Source organism: Rhodococcus sp. NPDC057014 (genome assembly GCF_042673295.1).
GTDB lineage: Bacteria > Actinomycetota > Actinomycetes > Mycobacteriales > Mycobacteriaceae > Rhodococcus_F.
Window position 1 is genome coordinate 1 of record NZ_JBHUSF010000482.1, and the last position, 4,605, is coordinate 4,605.

Annotated in this window: 2 protein-coding genes and 2 pseudogenes; 3 read left to right on the forward strand and 1 reads right to left on the reverse strand. The window is 64.9% G+C overall.

Annotated features, from left to right (window positions below; genetic code table 11):
* A pseudogene (locus ACFTZB_RS43260) lies at nucleotides 1-224 on the reverse strand (IS1380 family transposase); the annotation flags it as partial.
* A gap of 418 nt (nucleotides 225-642) precedes the next feature.
* On the opposite strand from ACFTZB_RS43260, the gene ACFTZB_RS43265 reads away from it, so the two are divergent.
* The 3 genes and pseudogenes from ACFTZB_RS43265 to ACFTZB_RS43275 form a co-directional block, all read left to right on the forward strand.
* Nucleotides 643-1,413 carry a nitrilase-related carbon-nitrogen hydrolase gene (locus ACFTZB_RS43265; protein ID WP_378441794.1) on the forward strand — a complete coding sequence of 257 codons (771 nt, stop codon included), beginning with the start codon at nucleotides 643-645 and terminating at the stop codon, nucleotides 1,411-1,413.
* A gap of 65 nt (nucleotides 1,414-1,478) precedes the next feature.
* A pseudogene (locus tag ACFTZB_RS43270) lies at nucleotides 1,479-3,094 on the forward strand (flavin monoamine oxidase family protein).
* Nucleotides 3,095-3,103: 9 nt separating this feature from the next.
* Nucleotides 3,104-4,605: amino acid permease (locus ACFTZB_RS43275; protein WP_378441796.1), on the forward strand; the 1,502-nt coding region annotated here is incomplete at its 3' end.

The following is a 4,605-nucleotide window of genomic DNA, read 5'->3' on the forward strand; positions in this document are numbered from 1 at the left end:
ACACAGTCGGCACCGTCGGCGACCGCGGCGGCCAGGTCGGCGAACACCGCACCCGGGGCATGCGCCCATTGCCCGCGGTAGGTATCGGCCAGCACTGCCGTGACCTGCGCGGACAGCCCTGTCAGGTCCGCCATTTCCCGCAGCATCCCCACACCGGCATGCGACACCACACCCCGTCCGTCGGCCGATACTTTCACCCGTGAACCCGCTGCGATACTCTTCACCTGCGAAGTGCCTTCCCGTCAACATAGTGGAACCGTAGAGAAGTCCCATTATGCCTTGCAGGACAGGCACTTTCGCTTATCTGCACGCACTGATCCGCGCTCCCGCACGAAAAGTTCAGGCTAACGCACAAATCCGCCGCTGGACCGGTCGCGAGCCCCCGGCGCTCGTTCGGAGGTCCGCGTGATCGGGGCCGCGTCGCGGCGAAGTCGCGAGGAGGCACTCGCTCCGGGGGACAATCGTGGACCATCCGAACCCATTGTGTACAGCGGAACGGACGAGCACCAGGAAAGTTCCCGAATCGATGTGCTTTCGCCCATTTCTGCCCCGCGTTTTCGTTGACCGCTGTCATTGGCTGTGGCGCAGTTCACCCGCACACTTGAATTCGCCACGTTCCCACAATAATTCCGGAGTCTCCCAGTGCGTATTGCCGTCCTTCAAGCAACGTCCGCGGTCGGGCACATCGACGCGAATCTCGACGTCCTCGCTGCCGCGGCCGCCGAGGCGGCCGGCGGTGGTGCGGACATCCTCGTCACCCCCGAACTGTTTTCCACTGGCTACGCGCCGGACCGGATCCACCACCTCGACGGTGCCGCTGTGCGACAGTCGGTCTCGACGCTGGCCGTGCGTCACGGCATCGCGATCGTCGCGTCCACCGTCGAACAGTCCGACGCCGAACGGTTCATCACTGCCACCCTGTTCGGTGCCGACGGCGCGCAGGTGATCCATTACCGGAAGTCGCACCTCTTCGGCGCCGGAGAGGCGCAGTTCTTCACCGCGGGCGCGGCGCTGTCTCCCGTCGTGCGCTTCGGTGATCTCTCGGTGGCATTGGGGATCTGCTACGACGTCGAGTTCCCGGAATACGTCCGCGCACTCGCCGTCGCAGGCGCCGATCTGGTGCTCGTGCCGACGGCGGTTCCCGTCCGCGTCGCGTCGGAGTTCGACCCCACCGCCGTGCCACGCCTGCTCGTGCCGGCGCGCGCTCTCGAGAACACGGTCGCCATTGCATACGCCGATCAGTGCGGCACCGGGTTCGCCGGCCACAGTTGCATCGTCGCGCCGGACGGATCCTTCGCCGCGCGAGCCGAGAACGAGCCGAAGCTGATCTTCGCCGACATCACGAGCGAAGCGATTCGCTCCGCCAGGGCCGGCAATCCGTATCTGCGCTCGCGCCGACTCGACTTGTACTGACCTGAAACGTCTTCCGAACCGAACCACCCTGAAGGAGTAGCGTGTCTTCCCCTGCCCCGATCACGATGCTGATCCCCGATTTCCCCTTTCCCTACGACGAGTACGTGCGTCATCCCGCCGGGATCGGCGCCGTGCCGAAGGAGGCATACGGTCGCGAGGTTGCCGTCGTCGGCGCCGGTATGGCCGGGCTCGTCGCCGCATACGAGCTCATGAAGATGGGCCTCCGTCCGGTGATCTACGAATCCGCCGAGATCGGGGGACGGATGCGCGGCAAGCGATTCGGGACCGCCGGAGGACCCGTCGCCGATCTCGGCGGGATGCGGTTCCCGGTGTCGGGGCAGACGTTCTTCCACTATGTCGATCTGCTCGGTCTGAACACCGCACCGTTCCCCAACCCGCTGACGGACGCGCGCTCGAGCACGGTCGTCGAGTTGGGCGGCACCGCGCACTACGCGCACACCCCGGACGAGCTGCCCGAGTTCTTCCACGACGTCTCGGCGGCCTGGCGGGAATGCCTCGAGGAGCGGGCCGCGTTCACGGAGATGCAGACCGCGATCCGGGACCGCGACCTGAAGAAAATCAAACGTCTCTGGAACGAGCTGGTGCCCGCATTCGACGGCACAAGCTTTCTCCGCGCTGCCCTTCGAGTACCGGGAGGCGTTCGGTCAGGTCGGTTTCGGAACCGGAGGCTGGGACACCAACTTTCCGGATTCGATGCTCGAGGTTCTGCGCGTCGTCTACGTGGACGCGGATGCGGACCAGCAACGCATCCTCGGCGGCGCCGACCAGGTGCCGCACGGGCTGTGGAACCACGCTCCCGAGAACCTCGCGCACTGCCGGACGGAACGACACTCGCGTCCTCCATCGTGGATCACCGCGGTCCGGGGTGCACCGGATCGGTCGCGACCGCACCGCTAGCGGTGGTCCGGGCCGGATCGCGATCACGGATCGGTGGGGAAACCAGGACGCGTACGACGCGGCCGTCGTCACCTGTCAGTCGTGGCTGCTGTCGGCCCGGATCGAGTGCAGTGAGGAACTGTTCAGCCAACAGCACTGGATGGCAATCGAACGCAGCCACTACATGCAGACCTCGAAGACCTTCGTGATGGTGGATCGCCCGTTCTGGAAGGACGTCGACCCCGAGACCGGACGTGACGTCATGAGCACGACCCTGACCGATCGCATCACCCGCGGCACGTATCTGCTCGACGACGGACCGGACAAGCCGGCATTGATCTGCCTCTCGTACACCTGGAACGACGACTCCCTCAAGTGGATGCCCCTGGACGTCGACGAGCGGGTGACGATGATGCTCCACTCACTCGCTCAGATCTACCCCGGTGTCGACATCGCCTCGCGCATCATCGGCGAACCGGTCACCGTCTCGTGGGAGGCGGATCCCCATTTCATGGGTGCTTTCAGCGACAACCTGCCCGGGCACTACCGCTACCAGGAGCGGTTGTTCACACACTTCGAACAGTCGGACTTCGCACCCGGGCACAAGGGGATCTATCTCGCCGGCGACGGCATCTCGTTCACCGGTGGATGGGCCGAAGGTGCCGTCACCACCGGCCTCAACGCGGTGTGGGGAGTGATGAATCAGTTCGGTGGTGCCACGCCGCCGTCGAATCCCGGTCCCGGCGACCTGTTCGACTCCCTCAAACCTGTTCGACTGGACTAGGAGCGCACTGTGAGTACGAGCCATTCTCCCGAATCTCCTGCGGTACATGCGCCGTCGGACTCCTCGGCGCGACTGTCGCACGAGGGTGACGGGGACTACCGCAAGGATCTGAAGACCCGGCAGATCCGGATGATCGCGATCGGTGGGGCGATCGGGACGGGACTGTTCCTGGGAGCCGGCGGCCGCCTCGCGTCCGCGGGACCCGCCCTGGTGGTCGTCTATGCCGTCACCGGCTTCTTCGCCTTTCTCATGCTGCGCGCGATGGGTGAACTGGTACTCCATCGGCCGACCTCCGGATCGTTCGTGTCGTATGCCCGGGAGTTCTACGGCGAGAAGATGGCGTTCGTCGCCGGGTGGATGTACTGGATGCTGTGGGCGATCACCTCGATCGTCGACGTCACGGCCGCCGCGATCTACGTCCACTACTGGCACTTCTTCACGTCGGTCCCGCAGTGGGTGCTCGCCCTGGCGGCGTTGGCAATCGTCCTGTTCGTCAACCTGTTGTCCGTCAAAGTCTTCGGGGAACTCGAGTTCTGGTTCGCGATCATCAAAGTCGTCGCGCTCGTCTCGTTCCTGGTGATCGGCGGGGTCGTCGTCGCGCTCCGCTTCCCCGTCGACGGTCATGAGACCGGCTTCACGCTGATCTCGGGCAACGGTGGATGGCTCCCGAACGGCATGCTTCCCCTGGTCATCGTGATCGTCGGCGTCACGTTCGCGTACTCCGGCATCGAACTGGTCGGCATCGCGGCGGGGGAGACACCGAATCCGGCGAAGATCATGCCCCGTGCGATCAACAGTGTCATCGTCCGCATCATGGTGTTCTACGTCGGGGCCGTGCTGTTGCTCGTCCTGCTCTTGCCGTACACCGACTACAGTCCGACGCGGAGCCCGTTCGTCACGTTCTTCAGCCACCTGGGCATCCCCGGCGCCGGCAACGTCATGAACTTCGTGGTGCTGACGGCAGCGCTGTCCAGTCTGAATGCCGGCGTCTATTCGACGGGCAGAGTTCTGCGGTCGATGGCGATGAGCGGGACCGCGCCGCGGTTCACCGCCCGCATGAGCGGCTCCGGAGTGCCCTACGGCGGAATCCTCCTCACCGCGGTGGTGACCCTGATCGGGGTGGGCCTGAACTACGTCGTCCCCGAACACGCTTTCGAGATCGCGATCAACGTCTCTTCGCTCGGCACGTTGACGACCTGGGCGGTGATCGTCCTGTGCCAGATGAGGTTGCACCGCTGGGCGACTCGAGGAGTAGCGGAACGCCCGGCGTTCCGAATGCCGTTCGCCCCGTACTCGTCGTACGCGACACTCGCTTTCGTCGCGGCGGTCCTGGTTCTGATGGCCCTCGACTATCCGGTCGGGACGTACACGGTGTCGTCGGTTGTCGTCGTGATCCCGACACTGATCGCGGGCTGGTTCGCCGTTCGGCATCAAGTGCGGGTGCTCGCTGGTCTGGAGCAGATACACCGGAGATATAAATTCCGACAGAGACCACAGGTGACACGAAAACT